Annotated in this window: 21 protein-coding genes; 6 read left to right on the top strand and 15 right to left on the bottom strand. The window is 63.3% G+C overall.

The window, feature by feature from the left end:
• Window positions 1–53 precede the first annotated feature (53 nt).
• Window positions 54–1,262 carry an alpha/beta hydrolase family protein gene (locus tag BBD46_RS12360; RefSeq protein WP_071401999.1) on the top strand — a complete coding sequence of 403 codons (1,209 nt, stop codon included), beginning with the start codon at window positions 54–56 and terminating at the stop codon, window positions 1,260–1,262.
• A gap of 75 nt (window positions 1,263–1,337) precedes the next feature.
• On the opposite strand, the gene BBD46_RS12355 is transcribed toward BBD46_RS12360, so the two are convergent.
• Window positions 1,338–1,916, bottom strand: a complete 579-nt coding sequence (locus BBD46_RS12355) for a tRNA (cytidine(56)-2'-O)-methyltransferase (protein ID WP_071401998.1) — start codon at window positions 1,914–1,916, stop codon at window positions 1,338–1,340.
• Window positions 1,917–2,072: 156 nt separating this feature from the next.
• On the opposite strand from BBD46_RS12355, the gene BBD46_RS12350 reads away from it, so the two are divergent.
• Window positions 2,073–2,549, top strand: coding sequence for a cupin domain-containing protein (locus tag BBD46_RS12350; RefSeq protein ID WP_071401997.1), 477 nt, complete (start codon window positions 2,073–2,075; stop codon window positions 2,547–2,549).
• Between the two features lie 88 nt (window positions 2,550–2,637).
• Window positions 2,638–2,856, top strand: coding sequence for a hypothetical protein (locus BBD46_RS12345; protein WP_171908203.1), 219 nt, complete (start codon window positions 2,638–2,640; stop codon window positions 2,854–2,856).
• 186 nt (window positions 2,857–3,042) lie between these two features.
• Here BBD46_RS12345 and BBD46_RS12340 read toward each other — a convergent pair whose 3' ends face one another.
• From BBD46_RS12340 to BBD46_RS12280, 13 genes are all read right to left on the bottom strand, one after another.
• Complete coding sequence (locus BBD46_RS12340) at window positions 3,043–3,558, bottom strand: hypothetical protein (RefSeq protein ID WP_253184560.1); 516 nt, start codon at window positions 3,556–3,558, stop codon at window positions 3,043–3,045.
• Window positions 3,559–3,970: 412 nt separating this feature from the next.
• On the bottom strand, window positions 3,971–4,447 hold the full coding sequence (locus BBD46_RS12335; protein WP_071401994.1) for a universal stress protein: 477 nt from the start codon (window positions 4,445–4,447) through the stop codon (window positions 3,971–3,973).
• 33 nt (window positions 4,448–4,480) lie between these two features.
• Window positions 4,481–6,154, bottom strand: a complete 1,674-nt coding sequence (locus BBD46_RS12330) for a sodium:solute symporter family transporter (RefSeq protein ID WP_071401993.1) — start codon at window positions 6,152–6,154, stop codon at window positions 4,481–4,483.
• A complete protein-coding gene (locus tag BBD46_RS12325) occupies window positions 6,151–6,591 on the bottom strand; it encodes a DUF4212 domain-containing protein (RefSeq protein ID WP_071401992.1) in 441 nt (146 codons plus the stop codon). Before BBD46_RS12325 ends, BBD46_RS12330 begins: the two co-directional genes overlap by 4 nt.
• A gap of 98 nt (window positions 6,592–6,689) precedes the next feature.
• The gene (gene acs / locus BBD46_RS12320) at window positions 6,690–8,666 is read right to left on the bottom strand and encodes an acetate--CoA ligase (protein ID WP_071401991.1); all 1,977 of its coding nucleotides are present in this window, start codon (window positions 8,664–8,666) and stop codon (window positions 6,690–6,692) included.
• 255 nt (window positions 8,667–8,921) lie between these two features.
• Window positions 8,922–11,255, bottom strand: coding sequence for a bacterio-opsin activator domain-containing protein (locus BBD46_RS12315; protein ID WP_071401990.1), 2,334 nt, complete (start codon window positions 11,253–11,255; stop codon window positions 8,922–8,924).
• A gap of 125 nt (window positions 11,256–11,380) precedes the next feature.
• Complete coding sequence (acs, locus tag BBD46_RS12310) at window positions 11,381–13,423, bottom strand: acetate--CoA ligase (RefSeq protein ID WP_071401989.1); 2,043 nt, start codon at window positions 13,421–13,423, stop codon at window positions 11,381–11,383.
• 117 nt (window positions 13,424–13,540) lie between these two features.
• Window positions 13,541–13,996, bottom strand: coding sequence for a universal stress protein (locus tag BBD46_RS12305; RefSeq protein ID WP_071401988.1), 456 nt, complete (start codon window positions 13,994–13,996; stop codon window positions 13,541–13,543).
• Between the two features lie 72 nt (window positions 13,997–14,068).
• A complete protein-coding gene (locus tag BBD46_RS12300; RefSeq protein WP_071402197.1) occupies window positions 14,069–14,971 on the bottom strand; it encodes a hypothetical protein in 903 nt (300 codons plus the stop codon).
• Window positions 14,972–15,083: 112 nt separating this feature from the next.
• The gene (locus BBD46_RS12295; protein ID WP_071401987.1) at window positions 15,084–15,899 is read right to left on the bottom strand and encodes a hypothetical protein; all 816 of its coding nucleotides are present in this window, start codon (window positions 15,897–15,899) and stop codon (window positions 15,084–15,086) included.
• Window positions 15,900–15,953: 54 nt separating this feature from the next.
• Entirely contained in the window at window positions 15,954–16,589 is a 636-nt protein-coding gene (locus BBD46_RS12290; protein WP_071401986.1) for a hypothetical protein, read from the bottom strand.
• On the bottom strand, window positions 16,586–17,821 hold the full coding sequence (locus BBD46_RS12285) for a hypothetical protein (RefSeq protein ID WP_253184559.1): 1,236 nt from the start codon (window positions 17,819–17,821) through the stop codon (window positions 16,586–16,588). The genes BBD46_RS12290 and BBD46_RS12285 overlap by 4 nt, the downstream gene beginning before the upstream one ends.
• Window positions 17,822–17,969: 148 nt before the next feature.
• Window positions 17,970–19,337, bottom strand: coding sequence for a cobyrinic acid a,c-diamide synthase (locus BBD46_RS12280; protein ID WP_071401985.1), 1,368 nt, complete (start codon window positions 19,335–19,337; stop codon window positions 17,970–17,972).
• Window positions 19,338–19,604: 267 nt separating this feature from the next.
• On the opposite strand from BBD46_RS12280, the gene BBD46_RS12275 reads away from it, so the two are divergent.
• The 3 genes from BBD46_RS12275 (at window position 19,605) to BBD46_RS12265 (ending at window position 22,028) form a co-directional block, all read left to right on the top strand.
• Window positions 19,605–19,961, top strand: a complete 357-nt coding sequence (locus tag BBD46_RS12275) for a hypothetical protein (RefSeq protein ID WP_071401984.1) — start codon at window positions 19,605–19,607, stop codon at window positions 19,959–19,961.
• Between the two features lie 152 nt (window positions 19,962–20,113).
• Window positions 20,114–20,353, top strand: a complete 240-nt coding sequence (locus BBD46_RS12270) for a hypothetical protein (protein WP_071401983.1) — start codon at window positions 20,114–20,116, stop codon at window positions 20,351–20,353.
• Window positions 20,354–20,441: 88 nt separating this feature from the next.
• Entirely contained in the window at window positions 20,442–22,028 is a 1,587-nt protein-coding gene (locus tag BBD46_RS12265; RefSeq protein ID WP_071401982.1) for a uracil-xanthine permease family protein, read from the top strand.
• 32 nt (window positions 22,029–22,060) lie between these two features.
• On the opposite strand, the gene BBD46_RS12260 is transcribed toward BBD46_RS12265, so the two are convergent.
• A complete protein-coding gene (locus tag BBD46_RS12260; RefSeq protein ID WP_071401981.1) occupies window positions 22,061–22,660 on the bottom strand; it encodes a putative glycolipid-binding domain-containing protein in 600 nt (199 codons plus the stop codon).
• Between the last annotated feature and the right edge of the window lie 500 nt (window positions 22,661–23,160).

Below are 23,160 nucleotides of genomic sequence, written 5' to 3'. Positions count from 1 at the left end.
TCGTCGGTCCCGTTGCAGGACGGCTTTATCGTGTTCGTCGTCGTTCGACTCCCATGACCACGGCAGTTTCGAGCTTCGAGAGCGACGAATTCACCGCACAACTCGAGCGCACACTGGGCAAGGTCTACTACGGCTGTGCCGATGTCGGTGAGTGTCTCACGACGGCGGACCGAATCGAGGACGACAACTACGAAAGCTGGTACGACGAGTGGTTCGCGACCGCCGACGCGGTCGAAGATATCGCCCGCCAGTCGCGCGAACGGGGCCACGGCGTGAGCGCTCGCGAGGCGTTCCTACGGGCGACCGAGTACTACCGCTCGGCGTACTTCTTCCGCAGACACGACCTCGCCGATCCGGACTTGCACGAGGCCTGGAAACGCCAGCGCGACTGTTTCCGGGCCGCAATGGCGCTCGCCGACCACACCTGCGAGGTCGTCGACATCCCGTTCGAGAGGACGGTACTCGAGTCCTACGTCCTCGCGCCGGACGACTCGGGGACCACTCGCCCGACCGTGATCGGTTTTCCAGGCTACGATTCCCCGGTCGAGGAGTCGTACGCGATGCTTGCGCGGGCCGCCCTCACTCGCGGCTACAACTGCCTGCTGTTCGAGGGGCCGGGACAGGGTGGGACGCTGTACGAGAAGCGGCTATTCTTCCGGCCGGACTACGAGGCCGTCGTTACACCGGTCGTCGACGTTGCTGTTGGTCGTGCTGACGTCGATGAGAGCCGACTCGCGCTGGTCGGCCGAAGTTTCGGCGGCTACCTCGCGCCGCGGGCGGCGACCGCGGAGCACCGCCTCGCTGCGCTCGCTGCCGATCCCGCAATCTACGACCTCGGCACGCTCGTGTTGCAACTGGTCCCCGAGGAGCTTCGGACACCGGTACTCGAGGGCGACCCCGATGCCGACGACGCGCTCGACGAACAACTCGCAGACCCGCACGCGCTGGAGTACTTCGGCTCGCGAATGGCAGCCCACGGGCTCGATTCGCTCGGCGCGTACGTCCGCGAGCTACAGGAGTATACGTACGAATCGGAGATTGGATCGATCAACTGTCCGACGTTCGTCGCGGACAACGAGTCGGATCGGCTAGCGGTCCAGTCTCACGACCTTGCAACCCGCCTCACGGTACCGACGGAGTACACGAAATTCACCGACGCGGAGGGTGCAGGCGGCCACTGCGAGGGGATGGGACAGTCGGTGTTCCACCAGCGACTGTTCGACTGGCTGGACGAGACGCTCGGCCGTCCGGGTTCGGCGTGAGCCAACAACCGGGATGGCGTGAGCCGACGGTTGCGTTCAGCGTGAGCCATCGAACCAGACGATGGCGGGTATCCGTTACGAATCGGTCTTTGCGTCGCCGTCTGACTCCGCCGAAACCACCCGCTTTCCAGTCTCCATCGGCACCACCCGCTGCTCGGCGTCTTCCCAGTCGGACTCGAGTGCCGCGCCCTCGAAGAGCCGGTCCAGAAAGACCGCGAGGCCGGCGACCTCGGAGTGGGGCTGGTTGGTAACGCCGACGTTCCAGTCTGCCTCCTCGTAGACGTCGAACGAGACTTTCTCGGAGCCGACGACGACGAGGACGGACTCGCCGTCGCGGTGGCGCTCACGGATCTCGCCCTCGACATCCTGGACGCGCTCGCCGTACATCGTCAGGTGGACGACCTGTCCCTCCCAGTTCCGGATGATGGCTTTCGGCGAGTCGGTCAGGTCGACCTCGAACGGGCCGCCGAAGCGGTCCGTGATGTCGGCGACGGTGTCGCGCGACTGGCCGGCGTTGTCCGGAATCCAGACGCGGTCGGCCCCGAGCGCCCGTGCCGTCAGGCCCACGTGAGTCGTCATCCGTTCGTCACGGCCGGGTCGGTGGCCGAGGCGGAGAACGGCAACCTCGGCACCGGCCGCAGCGTCGTCGTGCATGCTCGCATACAGTCTCGCGGCGGGTTAGGGGGTTTCGCTTTCGAGACGCCGACTCCGGTCATCCTGATCCGCCGGCTGTTCCGCGTTGCACGTCTCGCCCACCAAATGGCACGCGTTCACACAGTCTTCTTTACCCACGCCCGTGTCAGTCGGGTCATGGAGTCAGTCAACACGGATGCACTCGAGTGGCGCGAGTACGACCACGGAGATGCGACCTTCCGACGAAAGCAGCTCTCGAGTGCGGTCGGCGCGAGTGACATCGGGTGTAGTCTCTACGAGCTACCGGCCGGGAAGCAGTCGTGGCCGTATCACTACCATACGGCGAACGAGGAGGCGCTGTACGTGCTCGCAGGGACGGGGCTCCTCCGCTGCGCTGACGGTGAGGAGCCCCTGACCGCAGGCGATTACGTCACTCTTCCCGCCGACGAGCGCGGCGGACACAGAGTCGTCAACGATAGCGAGGAGCCGCTTCGGTATCTGATGGTCTCGACAATGAATGAGCCGGACGTGACGATCTATCCCGAGATGAACAAGTTCGGCGTCTTCGTCGGCTCACCGCCTGGCGGTCGCGGTGAGCGGGCGTTCCACGGCTACTACGACCCGGAGGCAGATACCGACTACTGGCCAGAATAACCGCTCGTCGGTAGGCTTTTTCGTCCACTCTGCGAATCGCTCCCACGATGACAGGATGTCGCGGCCTGCGTCAGCAGGTGACGAGTCGATGAGCGGACTTATCGAGTGGGTCCGGACCGCTCGCGAGGAGCGGTGGGGACTGCTGTTCGATCTGGTCTTCGCAATTGTCTGGGTGACGATGGTCGACGGTCTCTTTCGCGTCCTCGAGGGGCCTGACTGGGCCTACTACGGCTTCATGCTCGCTGGCATCGTCGCCTACTTCGGTTTCGTGACGAGTCTCGAGTACGCGCGATCGGAGCCTGAGTGAGAAGTGAGTGTGGTGTGGTGTGGTGTGGTGTGGTGTGTCATAGAATGGTGTGGCATGGTGTGTGACTGGAGTATGATGTGTGGTGTGTGACTCCGAGTTCTGTATTCGACGGAAACCGTGACATCCCGTTCAGTGTCAGAACGCACGCATCAGCTACGGGTAGGTAAGCTATCAAAATCCGAGATCCTATCCCCGGTCACTGACGCTAATTCGGAGTGTAAGCTCCAGTTCCGCGTCTACAGGGTGATCAGTTGGAAGCCGTTCATCGGCAAATGCGTACGTTCCACGGGGGAGGCACTTCTCATTGATTGGGCTGCTGAGAACGGTGAACGTCCCAGTCTGCTGTTCTCCCGGCTGCAACTCGATAGTGGGATACCCCACATCTGGCCAGACCGGTCTGGTCTCGGTTTTTGCCGTCCAACACCCGTCCGTTGGCGCTTCTGGAATCCACTCATCGGGTTGGTCTTCGGCGGGATCGGCGGAGAGCTTCTCTGTGTCGTCTGGGATGAGTTGAATCGTTGCATCGTCGTTCGTACGAGTTCCACCGTAGCCCCGCCATGGATACGGGTACGGAATCTCTCCCTCGTACTGTTCGTTTCCGTCGTTCCGCATCTCGAGTGTAATCTGCGGTGGGCTCTCACCCGTGGGTTGCTGTTTGACCCATCCCTCGAAGCCAACCACGTCTGCAAACCCATTCTCCACCTCCTCTCCCTCCCGTACCTCCGTCTCAACCGCTATTTCTGGCCACTCACTAGCCGTAGAACCGTTTCCTGATGACGAATTTTGGTCCGCCAACTCGGACAGACAGCCGCTTAGCGCCGAGAGTGTTCCTACAGTGGTGGTCGTTAGCCACGTTCGACGGTCCATACGCAGTACCGTATGGCAACAACGAAGCAACATATGAGTGCTGGGAACGGACAAACGGCTCTTTCATTGTTACCGCTCAATAGGCACCGTCGTTTCTGAGCTGTCCGATTCGGTTTTGGGCGCGGTTCTGGATACTCCGCCGTGTTGGTATTGCTACTCCGAGGAGCGAGGCAAAAAGCGAAGCAGATCTACTCAGTCCGAGTCCGAACTCGAGTTGCTCGAGAGCCACTCCCTTGTTCCTCAGCCCTCAGTCCGGCCCAGGTTCGGTTCCCGTCTCGGCGTCAACGACGAGGACGGGCCGGCGGGTCGTTCGCAGCGTTCGTTCGGCGACGCTGCCGAGCAGTGCCCGGCGAACGCCGCTTCGGCCGGCCGAGCCCATGACGATCAAGTCGACGTCGTGGTCGTCTGCGTAGTCTGCGATCTGTCTGTGTGGCTGGCCGCCGATAACGGCCTCAGTGACGGCGAGACCGCGATCAGCAGCCTTCGATGCGACGGCTGCCGTCGCGTCGCTGGCTCGCTGTTCGAGTTCCGGCATGTCGCCGAACTTCCCCTGTCGGATGCGGTCGACCTGTTCGGTGCCGAGTCCGATATCGACTGCGCTGGTGTCGACGACGTACAGGGCGTGGACGGCTGCGTCGTACGTTTCGGCGAGGTCGAGGGCGTGCTCGACGGCGTGTTCGGCAACGGTGCTTCCGTCGGTGGGAATGAGTATGGTATCGTACATTGATTGGTGAGTGAGTGTGGGTGTGGGCGGGTATCAGTCGTCAGCCGGTGCACCACCGTTTGCGGCGTCTTCAGCGGACTGGGCCTGCGCCATCGGCTCCGGGCTGTGACACTGCCGAACGAGTCGTTTGACGTGCTGTGGCGGGTTGTCCGTCACGATCGAGACGACGATGATGACCCCGAAGACGACCGGCACACCGACCAGTGCCGAGGAAGTTCCCGGCAGCCAGGTCGCGACGGCGGGAATCACTGCGTCTTCGACGCCCGTGTACATCGGAATCGCTGTGTCGTTGAGGATCGCACCGAACGAGAGCAGGATGCCGGTAAGCATCCCCGCGATTGCACCCTCCCTCGTGGTGTTCTCCCACCAGAGTCCGAGGAAGAACACCGGGAAGAAAACGGTGCCCGCGATGGCGAACGACATCGCGACGAGTTCGCCGATGAGCGCCGGCGGATTGAGGCCGATGAGCGTCACCAGCACACCGATGGCCAGGATCGTCACGCGGCCGACGAGCATCTGCTCGCGCTGGGTCGCGTTCTCCTTGTAGAGGTTCGTGTAGATATCGTGTGCAGCGGCCGAGGACGCCGTGATGAACAGCCCCGCGGTGGTTGCAAGCGCTGCGGCGACAGCACCGGCAGCCACCAGTCCGACGAGCCACGTCGGGAGGTCGGCGAGCTGAGTCGTGAGGACGACCAGGGCGTCGGCCTCGACGCCAGCCATCTCCTGTTCGCCGGAGGCGAAGCCGATGCCGTCGGTTACCTCGCTGTCGTAGAGCAGGCTGCCCCACGCGGCGTAGGTGGCCGTTCCCCAGTACAGTAGGCAGATGAAGAACAGTCCCCAGACGGTCGACCAGCGGGCCGTCCGCTCGTTTTCGACGGTGTAGAACCGAACGAGGACGTGCGGCAGGCCGCAGGTGCCGACGATCAAGCTGAACGCCAGCGCGATCCAGGCGTAGTAGGAGCCTTCGGCGAACGGCTCGACGAACTGTGCTTCGATCTCAGCCGCCGCCGCGACTTCGCTTCCGAACTCGACGTACGGCAGGACGGTCGACCAGCCCTGGCTCCAGCCGACGGCGTAGAGGCCCACGGTGAAGGCGATGATGAGGATCACGTACTGGATCGCCATGTTCTTCGTCGTCCCCAGCATCCCCGAGAGGGCGACGTAGCCGATGGTGACCCCCATCAGGAGTATCACCCCCATCTCGTAGGAGATGCCGAAGATGTACTGGGCCATCAGCCCCATTCCACTGGCCTGCCCGATGGCGTAGGTGAACGCGATCGCGAGTGTGGTGAACGCCGCGATACCGCGCGCCCAGTCGGAGTAGAACCGGTCGCCGACGAAGTCGGGTGCCGTGTACTTTCCGAACCGGCGGAACTGCGCGGCCAGGAAGATAAGCAGGATGAAGTAGCCCGTCGTCCAGCCGACGACGTACGCCAGCCCGAAGTAGCCCGAGAGCGCGATGAGCGAGGCGACGCCGAGATAGGAGGCGGCGCTCATCCAGTTTGCACCGATCGCCATCCCGTTCTCGACTGCACCGATCGAGCGACCGGCAACCCACAGGTCGTCGACGGCCGCGACCCGGAAGAAGTAGCCGACGCCGAGGAACAGCGCGAGCATCGCCGCGACGGTCAGCGCCGGCACGAGTTTGAACTCGCCGACGTCGAGCGCCGTCTCCTGGAGGACGAACGGCTCGAGTAGCTCGATCATTCTGCGCCTCCGTCGACCGCGACGCCATCACTGTCCGTCTCGGTGTCTTCGTCCTGGAGATCGGAGTCTGCTGGTGGTGTGCTCTCGGTATCGTGTGAAATACCGTACTTCGTATCGAGCCGGTCACGCTGGAGTGCGTACCCGATCGAGAGCAAGAGTGCCCCCAGTGGCGTGATGATCGCCCCCAGAACGAAATGCAGCGGGAAGCCGAGGACTGTCGTCCCACTCATCAGGTCCGGTGCGAACAGCGTTGCGGTCGGCGGACCGAAGATGACGATGACCCAGGCGGCGAACGAGAGCCAGATCACCCGTAAGTGATCGCGCATGAACGGCGTCGCTGGCTTGAAGATGTTTATTTCCTTGTCGAGATACGATTCGGTCGTCGTGCCGCCGTCAGTTCGTGCTGCGCTTCTAGATTGTGTGTTGTCATCAGGCATGATTTGTGTCCGTTGGGTATCGTTTTTGGTTATTTTTGACTCGTGTCCGGACGACTGTCGTGTGCTGTGCGCTCGTGAAAGTGTGAAAAGCGTAGCCGCTAGTCGTCTTCTACCTGTGCTGCGATATCGTCGACGACCCCAGGATTCCGCAGCGTCGAGGTGTTGCCGAGCTCGTTGCCGCTCGCGATATCCTCCAGCAGGCGGCGCATGATCTTCCCGGATCGCGTTTTGGGCAGTTCCGGTGTGAAGATTACCTCCTCGGGCTTGGCAATCGGACCGATCGAATCGAGGACGCCCTCGATGGCACGCTCCTCGAGTTCCGCGTCAGCGTCGTAGCCGTCCTCGGGGATCGCATAGACGTAGACGGCCTCGCCCTTGACCTCGTGGTCGCCGCCGACGACGGCGGCTTCGGCGATGCCGTCGACGCCGACGACGGCGGATTCGATCTCCATCGTGCCGAGGCGGTGGCCGGAGACGTTGATCACGTCGTCGACGCGGCCGAGGATGGTGACGTAGCCGTCGTCGTCGATCTTCGCACCGTCCTCCGGGAAGTAGACCCACTCGTCTGTCTCCTCGTCCGAGTACTCCTGCCAGTACTCGTTGATGAAGCGTTCGTCGTTGTTGTACAGCGTCCGGAGCATACCCGGCCACGGTTTGTCGACGGTGACGTAGCCGGCCTGTCCGGCGTCGACCTCCTCGCCGCTGGCATTGACGACGCGTGCGTCGATTCCTGGCAGTGGCGGCCCTGCGGAGCCGGGTTTCATCGTGTTGATGCCGGGGAGCGTCGTAATCATCATGCCACCCGTCTCGGTCTGCCACCAGGTGTCGACGATCGGACACTCCTCGTTGCCGATGTGTTTGTAGTACCACTTCCAGGCGCGCGGGTTGATCGGCTCGCCAACGGTACCGAGTAGACGGAGCGAGGAGAGGTCGTGCTTTTCGGGATACTCCTTCCCCCACTTCATGAACGCGCGGATGGCCGTCGGCGCGGTGTAGAAGATATCGACCTCGTAGTCCTCGACGAGCTGCCAGAGGCGATCCTTCTCGGGGTAGTCCGGCGTCCCCTCGTACATCACCGATGTCGTCCCGAGCGCAAGCGGTCCATACACGATGTAGGAGTGGCCCGTAATCCAGCCGATGTCGGCCGAACACCAGTAGGTGTCGTCGGCTTCGATGTCGAGCACGGCGCGGCTAGTCCAGGCCGTGTAGGCGAGGTAGCCGCCGGTCGTGTGTTTGACGCCCTTCGGCTGGCCCGTCGTTCCCGAGGTGTACATCAGGAACAGCATGTCCTCCGCGTCTCGCGACACTGGCTCGACCGTTTCGCCCTCGTAGTCGGCGACGAGGTCGTCGTAGTCGTGCTGGTTGTCCGCGAGCGAGTGCTCGAGGTCGTCGCCGAGCCGGTCCACGACGACGACGTCGGAGACCTCGTGCTCGACGCCCTCGAGTCCCTCGTTGGTCTTCGAGATGTGGTCGAGCGCGTCACCGCGGCGGTAGTACCCGTCACAGGTAACGAGATACTCGCTGTCGGCCGAGTTCATCCGCGTCGCGAGCGCATCCGCGGAGAAGCCCGCGAAGACGACGCTGTGTGGCGCACCGATGCGAGCGCAGGCCAGCATCGCGATCGGCAGCTCCGGAATCATCGGCATGTAGAGGGTGACGACATCGTCCTCCTCGACGCCGAGTCCGCGCAGCGTCGCTGCGAACTCGTTTACCTCCGCGAGCAGTTCCTCGTAGGTATAGCTGCGGGTCTCGCCGAGTTCGCCGATCCACTCGATTGCTGCTTCGTCCGCCGCACCATCCTCGACGTGGCGGTCGAGACAGTTGTACGAGGCGTTCAACTCGCCGCCGGTGAACCACTCGTAGAACGGTGCGTCCCCGTCGTCGAGGACGGTGTCGTACTCCTCGTTCCAGGTGAGGAGGTCGGCGGCCCGTTCCCAACAGTGGGGCCAGTTCTCTTCGAACTCCTCGTAGATCCCCGGGTCCGTGACGTTCGCTTGCTCGACGAACGATTCGGGCGGGTCGAACGCCTCCTGTTCCTCGAGTCGCGCCTCCAGGTCGGCTTCCTCCTGTGTCATGATACACACTCACAATGACGTACAGGGATAGTAAAGGCAACCTCTAGGTGTACAAACCAACAGCCGGACGCAGATGGGAGATAGCTATTGGTTATCTGAGGGATGAAGTCGAGTACCCGCTCCGTGACTGTCAGGGATGGCGACAACGTTCGAAGCATATCGGACACACAGCCGTTCTCTCCCGCGTCAGCCGACTGCACCTAGACGTTTAGGCACTCAAAACGAACCAAGCAAATCGTGTCAGGATGAGCGTTACTACGTCGACGGCGACCCGCTGCTGGTCTCACTCGTATCCGCGTTGACACCGGTCTCGCGAGTGTGTCCCTCGGCGGGCACGCCGAAAAACGTCCGCAGTAACTCGTGTTGGGCCTTCCGCAGATGGTTGTGCAGCGTCGGCGAGGAAATCCCCATCGCGTCGGCAACCTCCTCGGCCGTACTCTCGCGCGGCCAGTCGTAGTACCCGCCGAAGTACGCCGCCCGCAGCGCCGTCACCTGTCGCTCGGTCAACCGCTCTTCTAGCCCCTCGCGAAACTCCCTGGCCGTCTGGACGGTCCGCTCTGCCTCCCGCTTGCCGAGCAGCGTCGACGACGGGAACGTCGATCGGAGTCCCTCGAGTACCGTCCGCAAATTCGTCTCCGCCGCGGACTCCGCCGTGATCGTCGTCGTCCCGTTCTCGGTAACCGCCTCGAGAACCGTCAGGCCGTACTCCGTCAGTGTGCGTGCCGGCGACGAGCCCTCGACGACGACCTCGATCCGCCAGCCGTCAGGGTCCGTCTCGAGGAGCCGGCAGTCGTCGATCCCTGGGTCGTCCGCCGCGAGGTCGAACACCTCGGCCGGCGGCGCGTCCTCGAGTCGGAGGTAGTACAGCTGCGTCGACTCCGAGATTGGAACGAGGGACTCGAGTTCGAACCGACAGCCGAGTTGCTGGGAAGCGGCGACGAAGAACGAGCGTGCATCTTGGCAGCGAACGTCGAGTTCGACGACGCGGTCCGAGAGGAGGAGGTTGCGCCGGCGAACGGCGGTGATCGCGTAGCCGACCTGTCGGCCGGCGGTGGCGAGCCACTGCTGTTCGTCCGCCGCGAACGCGTCCGCGCGGGAGGTTGCAACGCCGAGCCTGCCGTAGGTCGTATCGCCGTAGGTGAGCGAGACGCTGGCGAGGCAAAGCTCGTTGCCGTGTTGCTCGTCCGTTACCGTCGTGACGGCGACGCCCGATTCCGACTCTGACTCGTACGTGGAACTATCGTCCGGACCTTCCCGCTCACCATTCGCCCACTCCGCAGGAGCGAGTCGCTCAACTGTCGCCGCATCGACCTCGCTCCCGCCTCGCTCCCCGCTCGTGGTTCTCCGTCCCTCACGATCGAATCCGGTCGTCCGATCGATCCAGCTGAACGCGTAGCCCTCACCCGCCGCGAGCGCCTCACAGACCATCGCCTCGACCGCCTCGTGATCGCTCGCCTCGAGCAACGCCGCCGTTACCGCTCGATACCGTTCGCCGACCGCCACCGCCCGGCGCAGTTCGTTGCGCTCTGCGCGGACGGACTCGAGTACCTCGTGCTGTGCCGAACTGTCGCGGACGAAGACGGCGTAGCCGTCGTGACGGCCGCGGTCGTCTCGCAGCGGCGAGATGACCTCCGTCGCTCGAAAGCGCGAGCCGTCGCTGTGAACGCGCCAGCCCTCCTGTTCGGTGCCCGTCTTCTCGAGTGCCGTCGAGAGCGTCTGTTCGGGAACGCCATCGTCGACCGCCTCGTCCGTGTAGAACGCGGAGACGTGCGTGCCGACGATTTCGCCCGCGCGGTAGCCGAACAGCGCAGCAGCGCTGCGATTCCAGCGCTCGACGTAGCCCTCCTCGTCGAGGCGCACGAGCGCGTAGCGGTCACTCGCGGCCAGCAGCAGGCGGACGACGCCGTCGTCGCTCATCGGCCGTCCAGTCCTGCCGGAGCCGCCTGCACCCGCGAGCCGCGGCGTCGACGGTCGTTCGACGGTTTCGAAGGCGTCGACGAGTGCCGTATCCGAGGGCTCTGGCAGGTAGGACTCGAGTGCCTCGAAGCTCTGCCAGCCCCCGGCGGCCTTGACCGCACGCGGGTTGATGTCGTGGTCGACCAGCGACCGGCGGGCGAAGTAGTGACGGAGGTCACTCGAGGAGGCGTCTGCGAGTGCGGGTCGGTCGAATCGTTCGCTCGCGCGGGTCGCGACCTCGGCAACGAGCATCTGCAGTCGGCGAGGCGTGACATCGAAGAGGTGGTCGTCAGCACTGAGGTCGTTGCTCCGAGCGTAGCGGCGGATTTCCTGTTCGACGCCGGTTGGGAGGTAGGCGGTTCGGTGCTGTGTGCCGTCGATGTTATCAGTGCCGTCAGTGTCGTCAGTGTCGGTAGTGTGACCAGTGCGGCCACCAGTAGCAGGAACGCGTACGACGTACCGCGGCGGGTCGATACGGACCTGCTCGACGTCGCCGACAGTGAGGGCAGCGAGCTCGGCGGGCCGTAGGCCCACTTCGCCACAGCAGCGGACGACGAGGACTTCACGGTAGGTTTCGGCAGCGTCGAGAAGACTGTCGTATTCGCGGGCTGAGAGCGCCGCCTCCGCAGTCATGTTTCGCAATTTCAGCCACGGAGAATATAATAGTACCGCTGCTCTGTCGTGTCTCTCGCCGTCTTCGCAGAGATAGTCGTCATCGTCCCGCCGACTGGTTTCGCTTCAGTTGGGTATGCGAAACGCTACGGCTGCTCTCGCTCGCTCTGGATCTCACCGACGATTTCGGGATTCCGGAGCGCGCTCGTATCGCCAAGTTCCTCGCCGTTCGCGATGTCCTCCAGGAGGCGGCGCATGATCTTTCCGGAACGCGTCTTGGGGAGTTCGGGCGTGAAGACGACCGCTTCGGGTCTGGCGATCGGACCGATCGCGGTCTCGACGCGCTCGAGGATCGACTCCCGGAGCGTGTCGTCTGCGGTGTGATCGCCTGCGGCTGAGACGTAGGCGTAGATTTCGGTATTTCCGTGGGAACTCGAGCGGCCGACGACGGCGGCCTCGGCGACGCCGTCGACATCGGCGATTGCGCCCTCGATCTCCATCGTACTCAGTCGCGTGCTGGCGACGTTGATCACGTCGTCGACGCGGCCGAGCATGGTGATGTAGCCGTCTTCGTCGACCGCGGCGGTGTCGCCGCTGAAGTAGCGCCAGACGCCGTCGGTGGCGTCAGCATCGGTGTTGGCGTCAGCATCAGTGGTGTCGTCGGCCTCGGTATCGATGTCGGAAAACCGGTCCCAGTATTCGTCCCGAAACTGGTCGTCACCGTCGTACAGCGTCCGGGCCATGGCAGGCCACGGCCGCGGGATCGTGAGGTAGCCGGTCTGGCCGGGGTCGACCGCATCGCCGTCCTCGTCGACGACCGTCACGTCGATGCCGGGCAGCGGCGGTCCTGCAGCGCCGGGTTTCATCTTGTCGACGCCCGGCAGCGTCGAGATCAAGATTGCACCAGTCTCGGTTTGCCACCAGGTGTCGACGATCGGGCACTCGCCGTTCCCGATGTGTTCGTGGTACCAGCGCCACGGTCCCGGACTGATCGGTTCGCCGACGGTCCCGAGCAGGCGTAGCGACGAGAGGTCGTGTCGCTGGGGGTACTCCTCGCCCCACTTCATGAACGCGCGGATGGCCGTCGGCGCGGTGTAGAAGATATCCACCGCGTTCCGGTCGATGATCTCCCAGAGTCGATCTCGGTCGGGATAGTCCGGTGTCCCCTCGTACATCACCGTTGTCGTCCCGAGCGCGAGTGGCCCGTAGACGATGTAGGAGTGGCCCGTAATCCAGCCGATGTCTGCGGCACACCAGTAGGTGTCCTCGGGCTGGATGTCGAGGACGCTTCGAGCGGTCCAGGTGACCTGCGCGAGATAGCCGCCAGTCGAGTGGACGACCCCCTTCGGGTCGCCGGTCGTCCCCGAGGTGTACATCAGGAACAGCATGTCTTCCGCGTCTCGCGAAACCGGCTCGACTGACGCGCCTGCAAACGCCTCGCGGAGCTCGTGATAGTCCGACTCGCCGTCGCCGAGGACGTGTGGCAGTTCGTCTCCCAGTCGATCGACGACGACGGTTTCGACGTTCTGGTCGACCGAGAGCCGGGCGTTGTCCGCCTTGCTCTTCTGATTGAACGCGTCGCCGCGACGGTAGTAGCCGTCACAGGTGACAAGGAACTCGCTGTCGGCAGCGTCTAGCCGCGTCGCGAGCGCGTCCGCCGAGAGCCCCGCGAAGACGACGCTGTGTGGTGCGCCGATGCGAGCACAGGCCAGCATCGCGATCGGCAGCTCCGGGATCATCGGGAGGTAGATCGTCACCACATCGTCCTCTTCGACGCCCAGGTCTCGCAGGGCCGCGGCGAACTCGTTAACCGCGACCGCGAGGTCCTGGTAGGTGTAGGTTTCGCGTTCGCCTTGCTTTCCCTCCCAGCGGATCGCTGCGTGATTCTTCCGGCCGGCCTCGAGGTGACGATCCACGCAGTTGTAGGCGGCGTTCAACTCGCCGCCGGTGAACCACTCGTAGAACGGCGCGTTCTCGTCCTCGAGGACGGTGTCGTACGACTCGTTCCAGGTGAGGAGGTCGGCGGCCCGTTCCCAGCACTCGGGCCAGCTGCGCTCGAACTGCTCGCCGAGCGGCTGGTCGTCGACTGCGTCCGTGACGTTCGCCTGTTCGACGAACGATTCCGACGGGTCGAGCGTCGGCCCGGTGGGCTCGGGACGGTTTCGCCCCCACCCGTTCCGATCGTCCATGCTCGTTCGGACCGAGGCCGGTCAGCGGAATAAACGTTCCTCCGCCGGAAAGGCAGACGGCGACGCGATTTGCCGGGCGCTGTTCATGACTGCAGTCACTGCCCCACCAGTCCTGGCTCAGCCAGCGTCTCTGCGGTCCGCCTCGTCGTCCCCATCGACCACGAGTACCGGTCGGTCTGCGAACCGTACCACCGCGTCGACGGTGCTGCCGAGCAATGCCCGCTTGAATTCCGAACTCCCGCGTGCTCCGACGACGATCGCATCGACGTCCCAGCGGTCGGCTACCGCGAGAATTTCCTCGTGTGGAACGCCAGCCCGAACCGTCGTCTCTGCCGAGAGGTCTACCGCTCGTGCACGTTCCTCGAGAGTAGCGAGCGAGTCCTCCGCGGCCGCACGGAGTGTTCGCTCACGCTCCTCGGGGTCGACGATCGCGTTATCGTAGTCGGTTCTGGATTCGACGACCGCGACAGCATAGAGGTCGGCACCCAGATCCGATGCAAGGCTGATCGCGTGCGCCGTCGCCGCCGTCGCGTCGTCGCTCCCGTCCGTTGCAACGAGCACAGAGTCGTACATGATGGCGCGTACGCGGTCCGGGGTGAAAGATGTGAACCCGCGTGTTCCGTTCTCACTCGAACCGACTACTCGTCACTCGTCTTTCTTCGGCATCGTCGAAAACCGAGCCGGCGACCGCATGTCGGCCCGCTTCGAAGGCGATGGAGCCAGTGTCGAGTAGCGAACGACGCCGCGCGAGGTCTGTCCGTCATCTGAGCCAGTACCGAGGTCGGGCTCGAGATCAGCACCGAGGCCGTCGTCCAGCAGTCTGTCATCGTCGTCATCGGCATCTGGGCCGTCACCGTCATCCTCATCGTCAGCGTCAGCGTTCGCGTCCGCTTCGCTCTCCCCACCTACCGAACTCACCTTCTCTCGAAGCCCCGCTACATCCTCACTGAACGACGACACCCGGTCGCCCAACGCATCGCCTAGTTCGTCATCGACGAACTCGAGTACGTCGTCGGTGGCGCTGTCACTGTCACTCTCGGTGTCGTCGTCATCGGTGCCGTTGTCACTGCTGCTGCCGCTGTCGCTGTCCTCATCTCCCTCTTCTGCTCCATCCTCGTCGCCATCTGCCGCCGTGCCTTCGTCGTCACCGGCCGGCTCATCAGCCGCCGTGTCCCGGTGCTCACGAATCGCCGTTTGTAATCCGCCGACGGCGTCCTCGAGTCCCTCCTCGTCTGTGCTCTCCCCCACCCTCGCCAGCCGCAGGAGGCGCTCGAGATCCTCGACGTGTTCCGGGTCGCCCTGTGCGATCGCTGCCGGAATCGTCTCCGGTTCGGAGCCGTCTGGCAACGTCCCGAGGCCGACCGCCTCGAGAAGGTCCTGCGGCTCGGCCGACTCGAGAAGGTCGCTGGCGGTTTCCGAGAGAGTTGCCATCGTCGACCCGCTCGGTGTGTCGGTGTCTGTGGCCAGTGCACCGGTCTCGGCGTCGGCCGTCTCCAGCAGGTCGGTCACCTGTTCCTGGAGGTCCTGGGAGTCGTCGGTGTCACTCATGGGGCTCTCGTTCGTCGAACGGTCGCCAGTGCCGTGAACGTTGGCCGGGCCAGTTCCGGGTTCGGGGGTAACGCTGTGGAGTGCTGGTGTCTGAGTTTGGTGTTCGTTTGGGTTACTCGTCTTCGTCCTCGTCACCGTCCCCATCCCCATCGATTCCCTCGTCTGCATCAGCATCGTCGCCATCGTCGGTGACCGTGTCGACGATTTCGTCCGTCATCTCCTCGCGACTGAGATTCGCCTTGACGCCGACGTCCTTGGCAACCGACTGGAGATCCTCGTATGACATCACGCCGAGAAAGTCGACCAGCGTTTCCCGGCGGAGATTCTCGAGGTCATCCACGGACTGTTCGAGGCCTGACTCGTCTGTTTCCTGTTGGTCTTCGTCTGCATCCGCTTCATCTCCTTCTTCGTCTTCACCCTCTCCGTCGTCGGTGTCAGCCTCGTCCGCCTCAGCATCTTCCTCACCTGTCGCCTCATCGACCACACCTTCGAGACTCGTCCCGTCTGCGAGATTCTGGGCAACCGACTCGGCGGACTCACGCGCATCGCTGCCCTCGAGTGCCGTCGTGACTCCGCGTCGAATCGCCGCTGCGAGTTCGGTGAGCAGCTGTGTTGGGAGTCGACCGCCCTCATCGGCTTCGTCTTCGGCTTCAGCTTCAGCCTCGGCCTCGTCTTCATCGTCAGCATCCTCCTCACGCTCTTCGCCGCGCTCTTGGACTGCACTCGAGAGCACCTCGTGAACCTCCCCACCAACTGACGCGCCGACGTTTCGGCCGACTTGCTCGCCGAATTGCCGGCCGACTGCAGCGCCGATCTCGCCCGCGTCGATACCGTCCTCGAGTGAGCCGCCGTTGATGACCTCCGCGACGTCGAGTTGGTCTGAGACCTCGTCGGCGACGAGCTGTTTTAGGCTGGAGTCCTCACTCATAGCGAGTCCCCTCGGTTCGATCGTGCCCGTCGGGGGTGGTCGTGGCAGTGGGTGTTAGTCATCCTCGGAGTCGTTCTCGGTGTCCTCGTCGTCTTCATCGTCGTCTTCGTCTCCGTTCTCTCCGTCGGAGTCGTCATCTTCGTCTTCGCTCTCACCGTCGCCACTCTCCTCGTCGTCACCGGCTGAATCATCATTGTCGTCTGCATCTTCCCCACCGTCGCCTTCATCCTCCGCTCCGTCCTCACTCTCTTCGTCTTCCGTTTCGTCTTCGGCTTCTGCTTCGTCGCTTTCGTCTGCCTCTGCATCCGAGTCTTCATCTTCCTCTGCCTCTGCATCTTCGTCTCCACGACTGAGGACCTCCTCCAGCGCCATCTCACCGATCGTCCGCCCGAGACTCGCACCGATCTTTCGACCTACGACTGCACCGATCAACCCGCCGAGGGACTCGCCAAGTGGCTTCTCTTCGTCGAGTTCACCCTCCCACTGCGTCCCCTCCAGTAGTTCCTGGATCTCGATATTCTCGACGATTTTCTCGTAATCGATTCGCTCAACGAGCGAGCTACTCTCGTCGGTCGTGTCGGTACTCGAGTTCGAGTTTGCCCCCGAGTCCGAGTCCGAGTCTGTTTCTGTCCCCTCCGCTTCCTCCGCATTCGAATCTGGATCTGAACCTGACGTAGAATCGTCACTCATGATTGGACCTCCGGCTGTGACTCCGCCTGACTATCCGAACCGTTCTGTTCGTCCGAACCACGTCCGCCGCTCGACTCCGTCTGTTCGAGGAGTTGCTCGAGTACCTCGCGGACGACGATTGCGACGAGTTCCTCGACTGGGAAACTCGGGACGAGGCTGCGAGCCTTCTGTTTCATCGTTCCGCCCGCCGAGGAGAGCGAGTTCGAGACCGAACTGGCAGCCGAGGAGAGGGGACCGGGAGTGTCGTCGGTCGGTTCGTCGTCTTCGTCCTCGGTTTCGGTTTCGGTTTCTTCGTCTTCTCCATCCGTCTCTTCGTCCTGTCCGGCTCCGCGAAGCCGTCCAATCACCGACTTCGGCTTCTGTACCAGCTTACTCGGGAGCGATTTGAGCCAACTCATCGGCTTCCCGAGAGCCGATTTCAGCGCCTCGGCCGGCTTCGAAAGCGCAGAGCGGAGCATCGAAACAGGTTTTTTCAGCATCGACTTCGCACTCTCCGCGAGGGATTTGGCCTTTTCCAGCAGTGCACTGGGGCCGTCCAGTAAGCCGGTAACGGTCGACAGCAAGTTCCCGAGCAGGTTGTTCTGCCCCGGTCGGGCCGAGACGTCGAGGGTGACCGGGTTCAGGTTGACCTCGAGTCCCAACAGGTCGAGAAACAGGCCGTCGAGATCGAGGTGGAGGACGCCGCTCGCGTCGTCGTCCTGATAGACGTCCTCGGCGTCCTCGACGTGGTCGCTGGTGACTGTGTCGTCACTCTCCTGTTCGTCCGTTTCGTCCGCCTCGTCGGAGTCGGCTTCCTGGTCTTCTTCGTCTTCCTCGCCGTTGTCGCCGTCGTCGTTGTCGTCACCATCGGTATCGTCGCCATCCTCGCCATTCTCGCCATCGTCACCACCGTCGCTTTCCTCGGGTTCCTCGTCCGCATTGTCGTCCGCAGTATCCGCTGACTCACCATCGTCAACTGCGCTTTCCTCCTCATCAGAGTCCTCGTCACCATCTCCGTCTGCGTCACCACCTCCGCCTTCGTCCGCAGTGTCGCCTTCGCCTTCGTCAGTTTCCGCGCTATCACCACCTGTTTCAGGCTCATCGTCGCCGTCTGCCTCGGCCTCGTCGGTCTCACCGCCGTCGGTCACCAGTCGCTGCCGACAGCGTTCTGCGACGGGAGCGCCAGGCGACGGCCTCTCGAGTCCGGGCGGGTCGTCCCACCCATCACCGTCTCTCTCTGACCCATCTGTCATTATCCGAGAACATGCACGGCAAACAGTACTGTGGTAATTTGCCTTGCGTGTGCGCCCATCCCCGAGTACTCCGGAACGCGGGTATCGAAGCTACCGCATACAAGACACTACCGGGACGAAGACTCTCACCGACGGTCGGACACTCCCATCACAGCGACTCGAGGAACCGATCGAACGCGCCGCTCTCGGGATGGACGTGTGCGTACGTCCCCAGGGAGTCGTACGCCAACAGCCCGTCGTGCTCGCCATCAATTCCCTTTCCACGGACCGTCTCGAACGCGAACCGCGCGTCCGAGTCCACGTCGGCACTCGAGTAGTGGAACTCGTGGCCCCGAATCGTGTCGCCGGCGTGGGCGGTGAGGGTGTCGTCGATGGCTTCGAGTTCGATGTGGTCGAGGGCCTGGTAGCGGTCGTGCATGGTGACGTCCGCGGGGAGGATGCCGGCCATGTCGTGGGTTGAGGGTTCGGCGTCGTCGGTGCCGGCGTCGCCTCCTCCAGTGGCGGTCAACGACCGACTCATTGCCATCAACCCACCGCACTCGCCGAACACCGGTAGTCCCTCCCTCGCCCGATCGCCAAGTTCCGCGAGCGTGCCGACGGACTCGAGTGCAGCCGCGTGCAGTTCGGGGTAGCCACCGGGGAGGTAGACGCCGTCGCAGTCCGGAACGGGATCGCCGGCGACGGGCGAAAATGTGACGAGGTCGGCGCGTTCACGAAGGCGCTCGATCGTCGCAGGATACCGGAAGCAAAACGCCGCGTCGCTGGCGACCGCGACCGTTGCATCGACCGGGGAAGCGGGTTCGGCCGGCGTCTCGGGTGCAGCGGGTTCGCGGGCGGCCGCGAGGAGTCGGTCGGTGTCGATCGTCTCCGCGGCCTCTCTGAGCGCCGATCGCGGCAGTGCGGCTTCCGACCCCATCTCGAGACCGAGATGGCGGTCGGGGATTTCGAGGTCGTCGTTCGGCGGGATTCGACCGAAGTACTCGAGTTCGTCCGGAAGCGCGTCCCTGATTCCCTGCTCGTGGCGACCGCCGTGGGCGCGCTGGGCGATGATGCCCGCAACGTCGATGTCGCGGCCGATTTCGGCGGCGTACTCGCGGAAGCCGTACGCCGTCGCGGCGACGCTCTCCATGCCCGCCTTGGCGTCGACGACGAGGACGACGGGCAACTCGAGTGCGGCGGCGACCATGGCGGTACTCGAGGCGTCGCCGTCGTAGAGGCCCATGACGCCTTCGACGAGGCAGATGTCGGGGTCGTTTCCGGCGTCGGCGTCGGCACCACCAGTCTCGGCCGCGCGAGCGCAGTTCCGCCGAAGCCCATCCTCGCCGGAGAGCCACAGGTCGAGCGTTCTGGATGGTCGGCCGGCGATGGCCTCGTGGTGGCTCGGGTCGATGAAGTCCGGGCCGGCCTTCGCGGGCTGGACGATTTGCCCCGCGTCGGAGAGCGCCTGCATCGTCGCGAGCGTCGCGACGGTCTTGCCGACGCCGGAGCTGACGCCGCCGAAGACGAGCCCCTTCATCGGATATCCCCGAACCTACTGTCGGCTCTGCGTGCTCGGCTTTCTCGTCCGGTTCCGGTCGACGGCGGCCTGCGGGTTGCCATTGTACTTGTCTTCACACAACTGTACTTGAACTCGTCGGTGAGGGTGAGCGCACGCTACGTCAAATCCACACCACAGCAGAAAACTCGAGTTGGAAATGGTGCGGTCTGGAATCGAAGTCGAGAGTCCGAAACCGAGTAGACTATCTCCGGTACGTTCAACCGCCACTGGTACGAACACTGACTAATGACTACACGCGGCGCTGTCAGATCTCGGTTGCTTCATATCCCGCTCGCAGCCCTCGGACTTTTCGTTCTTTTCGGGACGGTGGCTGTCACCTTGGTGGTCGGCAATGCCCTGTTTCACTCGATATTCTTGCTCCTGCTGGGTGCCCCCATCGGGGAAGTTGTAGAAACGATGTCGATCTCACGAATTGTGGCTGATCTATCCGGTGATTTGTACGGGTGGATGGCAGGCATTCTACTTTGTATCCTGTTGCTCCCACTGTTTATGCGGTACAACGACTGGTTGGGGCGGATACTCTACGATCAAGATGCGGATCGAGACCGAGACCAGGGCCACGCTCTCGACTCGGAGCCCTGAATACCAGCACAGAGAGTGACCTCACACAGTCACAATCCTCGAACCAGCGCCATGGACCGTGTTTTTTGCCACCACTGGACGCCACACGGCGCACGTCGGATCGGCGACGAACTTAACGGCACCAATCGGTTACCAGAGGATCCAGATCATCCATGACAGACGACCAGCCAACGAACGAGACACCGCCCGACGAGACGCCCGCAAACGACGCCACAGCGGCCGACGGCAGCCCCGAAGCCCACCTCCGCGAGGCACTTCGCCACCTCGACGCTGCGCGCGACACCGGCGAACTGCGGAAGACGCACACGGTCGCACTCGAGGAGGTCGCCCGCACGATCACGACCGTGCTTCGGGAACACGAGACAGACGGGAATCCCGAGCAGGACGGATAGCGTGTCTCTGCGGTGACGATTCGGCCGTGTTGCGACCGAGGATCAACACGCCTTTGAGCCCCCTCGCGCGTTATCCGGTGAGTCTACGATGACGGGGGACGACGCTGGGGCCGAAACGCGCGCCGACGATATCGAGTACGGGGTCGACGACAGACCGCCGCTCGGCGAGTCGGCGGTGCTCGGGATCCAGCACTATTTGACGATGGTTGGAGCGAACATCGCCGTGCCACTGATTCTGGCCGAGGCGATGGGAATGCCGACGGAACTGTGGCCGCAGTTCATCGGGACCTTCTTCGTGGTGTCGGGGATCGCAACGCTGGCCCAGACGACGTTCGGGAACCGGTACCCGATCGTACAGGGCGCACCGTTCTCGATGCTCGCGCCGGCGCTCGCGATTATCGCGGTCGTCACGGCGGGGGGAGTGGCGGGACAGCCCGACTGGCAGGCCGCGCTCTTGCAGTTACAGGGCGCGATCATCGTCGCGGCGATTGTCCAGGTCGCGATGGGATACTTCGGCCTGGTCGGGAAACTGCAGCGGTTCCTCTCGCCGGTCGTCATCGCGCCGACGATCGCTTTGATCGGACTGGCGCTATTCGATGCGGGACAGATCACGTCGCCGGACCAGAGCTGGTGGCTGCTCGGGCTCACCCTGGGTCTCATCCTGCTGTTCTCGCAGTACCTCGACCTCAAGCACAAGGCGTTCCGGCTGTACCCGGTGATTCTGGCGATCGCGCTGTCGTGGATCGTCGCCGCAGCACTGTCGGCGGCCGGTGTGATCGGAATCGACCACCCCGGCCACGTTCCACTCGGGGACGTCACCGAAACCACGCTCATCCTGCCGATCACACCGTTCCAGTGGGGCATTCCTGAACTCACGACGGCGTTCGTCATCGGCATGTTCGCCGGCGTGCTCGCCTCGATTGTCGAGAGCATCGGCGACTACTACGCCGTCGCAAACCTGACCGGGGCCGCCGCGCCCAGCGAGAAGCGGATCAACCACGGTATCGGGATGGAAGGACTGATGAACATCTTCTCGGGGATCATGGGCACCGGCGGCTCGACATCCTACTCCGAGAACGTCGGTGCGATCGGACTCACTGGCGTCGCCTCGCGCTACGTCGTTCAGATCGGGGCGCTCGTCATGCTGGTCGTCGGCTTCATCGGCTACTTCGGCCAGCTCATCGCGACGATCCCCGATCCGATCATCGGCGGCCTGTTCATCGCCATGTTCGCCCAGATCGTCGCCGTCGGGATCGGCAACCTTCGCCACGTCGACCTCGAATCCTCGCGCAACGTGTTCGTCATCGGCTTCGCGCTGTTCATCGGTCTCGCGATTCCGGAGTACATGGCCAACTTCGAGACGACGCTCGCCTTCCGCGACGCCGTCGGCATTGAAGCCGCGATCGCGCCACTCGCGACCGCTGACGTCATCACCGCGATCGGACTCGGTGCAGGAATCGAAGCTGCCGCCACCGTCGCCGTCGACACGGTGTTCATCATCGGCTCGACCGGGATGGCCATCGGCGGACTCGCCGCACTGCTGCTCGACAACACGATTCCGGGCACCCGCGAGGAGCGCGGGCTTACCGAACTGAATCAGCTCACCGAGGACGACGAGGAATTCGAGTCGTTCTGGGACCGGTGGGTCAGTTCGGACGGCGAGCGCGGGCGGTAGTACGGGTTCACTATTTTACGGTAGATCGTTCGCTATTCGTGGCTACAGGGCCTGCTGCGTTCGGTCGGAGAAACTTGCTCGAAGAGATCCGGATACGTCGTAACGAGCCCATCGGAATCAACCGCTAACTCAGCCGTGAAGCCGCTGGAGAGGCTCTCGTAGCGATACCGCCCGCCGTTCTCATCGAGCGGGTCGAAACACGTGTACCGTTGCCTGGCAGTCTCGACGCGGAGTTCAGGTACGCCAATATAGACTGTCCCGATCTCGGCCGATTCGTTTCGGTCGAGTTCCAGTCGTCGAATCGGTACCGTGTTCGTAAACGGCGTCACCGAAATGTCGACATCGGTGCAGCCATCTAGTTTCGCTACCGCCTCTCCTCGAGCGTCTGTCCAGGTACCTTCCCCATCGGCCTGGAGCGAGAGTGATTCGGATTCCCGGCCGAGGTTCGCAATCTCCACCCGCTGAACGCGATAGTGGGGGTCGCAGTCGACCTCGTATCGGACACGAAACGACTCACCGTCGGCCACACCAACGACGACGCTCTCTGCATTGATAGCAGTCGAATCTTCACGAAGATGAAGCGATTCGATACCAATTCCGGCCGCCGGAATCCAAAATACGTCTCGATTCATGTCACGACATCAATTCAATAGTAGATAACGCTACTGTCCCTGCCCGGTCTTTGCACTGCGTTGCTCGTCAGCCGTCGGTCCGCTCCGACAAGTTCGAACTTGGCGCTGTGCTCAGACTGTACTCGAGTCCAATTCGACTCGAATACGCCCATTATCCAGAACCTCCGTCAAACTTCAGTCTGCATCGGGGGCGTCGAGTGGTGGTGTGCAGAGGGAATGTGGGAGCCGGTTCGCTACCGCTGGGCCGTGAGGAGAGCCGATACCGTAGTACCGAGCCAGCTACTCATCCGCAATAATAATCTCTTCGGACTCTTCCTGCTCGCACTCTTGGATTGCTTCTTTGACGTCTTCTTGTGTCGCTTCTTCCATCCTGTACCCTCTTTGGCGCTAGCATTCGACCCTGGGAGTGTAAAACAGCACTAGCGTATTCTCATCGAGAAAATACCCTCGTTCCATTTTGGAGGGGGTAACTGCAGCGTGATGTGGTGTCCGTGATCTTC

The sequence above is a fragment of the Natrialba sp. SSL1 genome, assembly GCF_001861355.1.
Lineage (GTDB): Archaea > Halobacteriota > Halobacteria > Halobacteriales > Natrialbaceae > Natrialba.
Note: the sequence above shows the minus strand (reverse complement) of the source record. Positions and strands in the feature narration are given on the sequence as shown.